Origin of the sequence: Actinoplanes sp. NPDC048791 (genome assembly GCF_040650095.1) — a bacterium.
Lineage (GTDB): Bacteria > Actinomycetota > Actinomycetes > Mycobacteriales > Micromonosporaceae > Actinoplanes.
Genome location: NZ_JBEZGQ010000452.1, coordinates 1586 through 6488, shown reverse-complemented (window position 1 = coordinate 6488; position 4903 = coordinate 1586). Strand labels below are relative to the sequence as shown.

Here is a 4903-nt window from a genome sequence, read left to right as displayed (position 1 = left end):
GCGAAGCCGGCGGTCCGACCGGCGCCGGGTGCGCATGCGGCGGCGCGGCCGGCATCGGCTGAGTGCGCTGCCGGGTCGGCATCGGTGGGGTGGGTGGTCCGAATGACATCGGCTGGGTGGGCTGCCCGGACGGCCCAGCCGAGCTGGACGCGGTCGAGCCAGGCGTGGCCGAGCTGGGCATGGCCTGGGTCGGCATGGCCTGGGTGGGCGTACCGGATGGCGGCGGCTGGCCGTAGGGCGCGCCGGACTGCGGCGGTTGGCCATAGGTCGCGCCGGGCGGCGACTGGGTGCTCTGCGGTCCGGCGTTTCCTTGGAAGGGCGGTCCGCTGTGCGGTGCCGGGCCGGCCGGGCCGGCCGGCGAACCCGGCCGCGCCGGAATTGGAGCCTGCGGATTCGCCGCCAAAGCCGCTCCCCGATTGAATGGCATTTCTGAAGGCCCGAACGTTACGGGCAACCGGCGTCAAGCACCAATCCCCGAACGGGTGACACTCGATCAAGAATGATCGAGTTCGGGATTGTCGAGTTTGATCTCGCCGTCCGGGAACTGACAGGTCAACTGGACCCGCATCTTCTGCTTCCCGTCCAGCGGGATACGCATCGGGGCGCTTTTTCCTTTGGTGACAACCTGATTCGCGGCGATCGCGTCGTCGGTGAAGACCTTGAGCTGAAGCGGCGTGTCACCGTCGCGCGCCCGGGACACCCGCAGTTCCGCCTTCAGCGCCGTGTACCGGCCGAGCAGGTCGTACTCGACGACCCGCTGGCGGTCGCTGGTCTGCCCGGTGGCACAGTGGATCACCAGGTCATCGTCGGCCGGACGGACGTTGCCGGCGCCGACGGTGGGGGTGAGCCGTACCAGCGGCACCCCGGCCGCCGCAGTGGTGGGAGCGGCCGTCTCAGGCGCGGTTGACTTGGCGACCGGCGCCGGCTCGGCCTTGTTGTCGTCGGCGGCCGGGGAATGCGGCTGGACCCAGGCGAAATACGCGATCACCAGCGCCACCAGCGCGATCGCCACGCCCAATCCGCCGAACACCACCTGCATCCAGGTCGAGGCCGATTCGGCCAATGACTTGCTCTCCGAATTCGGCACCCGGCAAGTGTGGACCACGAGCGAAAGAAACGGCCACACCGAATCGGACAGGTTGTCCGATGCGCTCCCCTACTGCTGCGCCGCGCCGTAAATACCGGCGAAGACCATGAGTGCGGCACACACGGCCAGCACCACGGCACCGACCACGAAAACAACACGGCGCCACCCTTGGCGCGGCTGCCGCCAACCTTCGGCGATCTTGGTCGCTTGCTCGATCTCGCCCAGCGGCGTCAGCGCACTGTGCACGGTCTGCGGAAGTCCTCGGTACACCTGCGCTGCGGGTACGCGATCGCTGCGTTTCATGTCCTCGAGTATGCGTGCCGTACCCAAGTGCCCGTCAGCCGAAGGTGAACACGTGGGCGAGGACGCCCGGATCAAGGAACGTGATCTCGAAGGTGCCGTCCGTGACCGGGCCCGGCCGGCGCACGAGCTGGTACAGCCGCGGCTCGGTGAGCTCCCCGCGGCCCTCGGCGTCCACGTCGAGTCCCGCCGCCGCGCCCGGGGCCTGCCCGTCGACCTGGACGCGGAACCCCACCGGCCCGCTGTGTGGCTGCGAGCTCAGCACCAGGTGCACGTCACGAGCGTGGAAGCGGAACACGATCGATCCGCCGGGCGCGTTCAGCCGGGCCTCGCCCGCGCCGACGGTCCAGTCCCCCGTCAGCGCCCAGTCGTTCAGGGCCCACCGGGCCGGCGCCGCGTAGCTGTGCGGGACGTCGGCGACCGCACCGCCGGGTGAGGCGAAGTTCTCGGCGCGTTCGTAGCCGAGGTACGTCTCCGGAGAGGCCAAGTTGTCCCAGTCGGCCGGCAGTTCCAGCCCGGCGGCGTCCACTGCGCGCGGGTCGCGGGGCGGGATCTGCCGTCCCGACTCGGTGAGCAGGTCCTGGATCACCGTCTCCGACTGCTGGTAGTCGTTCTCGCCGAAGTGGGTGTGGCGGAGTTCGCCCCGGGCGTCGATGAAGTACAGCGCCGGCCAGTAGTGGTTGTCGAAGGCCCGCCAGATCCGGAAGTCGTTGTCGACGGCGACCGGGTGGCCGACCCGCATCGCGGCGACGGCCCGCCGGACGTTGCCGAGGTCGTGCTCGAAGCCGAACTCCGGCGAGTGCACGCCGAGCAGGACGAGCCCGTGGTCGCGGTAGCGGTCCGCCCACGCCCGCACGTGCGGCAGCGTACGGATCCAGTTGATGCACGTGTACGTCCAGAAGTTGACCACCACCACGTTGCCGCGCAGGTCCGTGGCCGTCAGTGGTGGCGTGTTGAGCCACGCGGTGGCGCTGTCGAGCGCCGTGAGCCCTTTCATCCCCGCACCCCGCACCATGGCAACTCCTCTCCCGACGAAACTGCCTCCACGATCGCGCCCGGCCAAGCCTGCTGGAACCGGTCAACACCCTGGCGCACGCACGGGTACGGCGGCACCGGGCACGCACCAGGGTCTTCCACGGGCGCGAACACCCCGGCCGGCGCGGGAGGGTCAGGACCATGACGACGTACCTGATCAATCATCTGCGGATCCCGAACGGGATCCCGAAGGCCGAATCGCTGCGATACCTGGAGAGCGTGGAGGCGACCTTCAAACCGTACGGCGGGCGCTGGCTGGCGATCGACGCCCCGGTGGAGGTGCGCGAGGGCGCCTGGCCGGGCTCGGTGGTGCTGATGGAGTTCCCCGACCGGCGCACGGCCGTCGAGTGGTACGAGTCGCCGGAGTACCAGAGCATCCTGCACCTGCGCACCGACAACACGATCAGCGATCTGATCTTCGTCGACCCGGTCGGCCCGGACTTCACGTCGGCCCGGTGGGCACAGGAGATCCGGGCCACCCTCGCCGCCGGTTCCTGAGGCAGCGCGATGACCGGGCAACTGCCGTTTCCCGTCGAGCCGTGGTGCGTCCGCGAGACCGCCCTCGACCTGGACCGGCTCGCGCAGTCGGAGAGCGTGCTGGCGTTGTCGAACGGCCACATCGGGCTGCGCGCCAACCTCGACGAGGGTGAGCCGCACGGGATCGCCGGCACCTACCTCAACTCGTTCTACGAACGCCGTCCGCTGCCGTACGCCGAGGGTGGTTACGGCTATCCCGAGTCGGGCCAGACCGTGGTCAACGTGACCGACGGGAAGATCATCCGGCTGCTGGTCGACGACGCGCCGTTCGACGTGCGCTACGGCACCCTGCACCACCACGAGCGCCGGCTGGACCTGCGCAACGGTGTGCTCACCCGGGAGGCGGACTGGACCTCACCGGCCGGCAAGCGGGTCCGGGTCCGCTCGCGCCGGCTGGTGTCGTTCACCCAGCGGGCCGTCGCCGCGATCGAGTACCAGGTCGAGGCGGTCGACGCCGCCGTACGGGTGATCGTGCAGTCCGAGCTGATCACCAACGAGGAGCAGTCGACCACTTCGGTGGATCCGCGGGTGGCCGCCGCGCTGGAGAACCCGCTCGAAGCCGTGGAGCACGTCGTCGGCCCGCACAGCGCCCTGCTCGTGCACCGGACCCGGGTCAGCAAGCAGCTCATGGCCGCGGGCATGGAACACGTCGTCACCGGCGGCGACGGTTTTGTCGTCGAGTCGGACGGGGAGCCGTGCTGGGCGCGTACCAATGTCACCGGTGTGCTGCAGCCGGGCGCGACCCTCACGGTCGTCAAGACCATGGCGTACGGCTGGTCCAGCATCCGCTCGGTGCCGTCGCTGCGCGACCAGGTCGCGGCCGCCCTGATCGGCGCCCGCCACACCGGCTTCGCCGGGCTGCTGCGTGAGCAGCAGGAATACCTGCGCGAGTTCTGGGACAACGCCGACATCGTCATCGAGGGCGACGCGCAGCTGCAGCAGGCGGTCCGCTTCGCGCTCTTCCACGTGCTGCAGTCGGGCGCCCGGGCGGAACGGCGGGCGATCCCGGCCAAGGGCCTCACCGGTCCCGGGTACGACGGGCACACGTTCTGGGACACCGAGGGCTTCGTCCTGCCGGTGCTCACCTACACCCAGCCGCAGGCCGCAGCCGACGCGTTGCGCTGGCGGCACTCGACGCTCTGGCTGGCCCGCGAACGCGCGCAGGCCCTCGGGTTGCGCGGGGCGGCGTTCCCGTGGCGCACGATCCGGGGCCAGGAGTGCTCGGGCTACTGGCCGGCTGGCACGGCCGGTTTCCACGTCAACGCCGACATCGCCGACGCGGTGCTGCGCTACCGCATGGTCACCGGCGACGACACGCTGGACCGGGAAGGCGGCGTCGAACTGCTGGTCGAGACGGCCCGGCTGTGGGACTCCCTCGGCCACTTCGACCGGCGCGGCGGCTGGCACCTGCCCGGCGTCACCGGACCGGACGAGTACAGCGCCCTGTCCGACGACAACATCTTCACCAACCTGATGGCGGCCCGGAACCTGCGCGGCGCCGCCGACGCGGTCGCCCGGCACCCCGACCTCGCGGACCAGCTCGGCGTCACCGACCAGGAGACGCTGTCCTGGCGTACGGCGGCAGCCGCGGTCCACCTGCCCTACGACACCGAACTGGACGTGCACGAGCAGTCGGCGGGCTTCACCGGCCACCCGGAGTGGGCCTTCACCGACGATCCCGCGCAGTACCCGCTGCTGCTGAGTGCGCCGTACTTCGAGCTCTACCGCCGCCAGGTGGTCAAGCAGGCCGACCTGGTGCTGGCGATGCACTGGTGCGGCGACGCGTTCACGCCCGCCCAGAAGGCCCGCAACCTGGACTACTACGAACGCCGTACCGTCCGCGACTCGTCGCTGTCGGCGGGCACCCAGGCCGTGCTGGCCGCCGAGGTCGGCCATCTGGAGCTGGCCCACCGCTACGCCCGCGAGGCCGCCACGGTGGACCTG

The 4903-nt window shown here is 70.5% G+C and carries 6 protein-coding genes; 3 read left to right on the top strand and 3 right to left on the bottom strand.

The window, feature by feature from the left end; genetic code table 11:
- The first annotated feature begins 89 nt into the window (after positions 1-89).
- Entirely contained in the window at positions 90-236 is a 147-nt protein-coding gene (locus AB0C29_RS27670; RefSeq protein WP_360825870.1) for a hypothetical protein, read from the top strand.
- A gap of 257 nt (positions 237-493) precedes the next feature.
- Here AB0C29_RS27670 and AB0C29_RS27665 read toward each other — a convergent pair whose 3' ends face one another.
- Genes AB0C29_RS27665 through AB0C29_RS27655 form a run of 3 tightly spaced genes read right to left on the bottom strand, consistent with a single transcriptional unit; the run spans position 494 to position 2402 of the window.
- A complete protein-coding gene (locus AB0C29_RS27665) occupies positions 494-1126 on the bottom strand; it encodes a hypothetical protein (protein WP_360825868.1) in 633 nt (210 codons plus the stop codon).
- 30 nt (positions 1127-1156) lie between these two features.
- Positions 1157-1390, bottom strand: a complete 234-nt coding sequence (locus tag AB0C29_RS27660) for a hypothetical protein (RefSeq protein ID WP_360825865.1) — start codon at positions 1388-1390, stop codon at positions 1157-1159.
- 34 nt (positions 1391-1424) lie between these two features.
- Positions 1425-2402, bottom strand: coding sequence for a redoxin domain-containing protein (locus AB0C29_RS27655; RefSeq protein ID WP_360825862.1), 978 nt, complete (start codon positions 2400-2402; stop codon positions 1425-1427).
- Between the two features lie 161 nt (positions 2403-2563).
- Here AB0C29_RS27655 and AB0C29_RS27650 point away from each other — a divergent pair, with 161 nt between their 5' ends.
- Together AB0C29_RS27650 and AB0C29_RS27645 are read left to right on the top strand one after the other, a co-directional pair.
- On the top strand, positions 2564-2920 hold the full coding sequence (locus AB0C29_RS27650; RefSeq protein ID WP_360825859.1) for a DUF1330 domain-containing protein: 357 nt from the start codon (positions 2564-2566) through the stop codon (positions 2918-2920).
- A gap of 9 nt (positions 2921-2929) precedes the next feature.
- On the top strand, positions 2930-4903 hold a 1974-nt coding region (locus AB0C29_RS27645), incomplete at its 3' end, for a family 65 glycosyl hydrolase (RefSeq protein WP_360825856.1).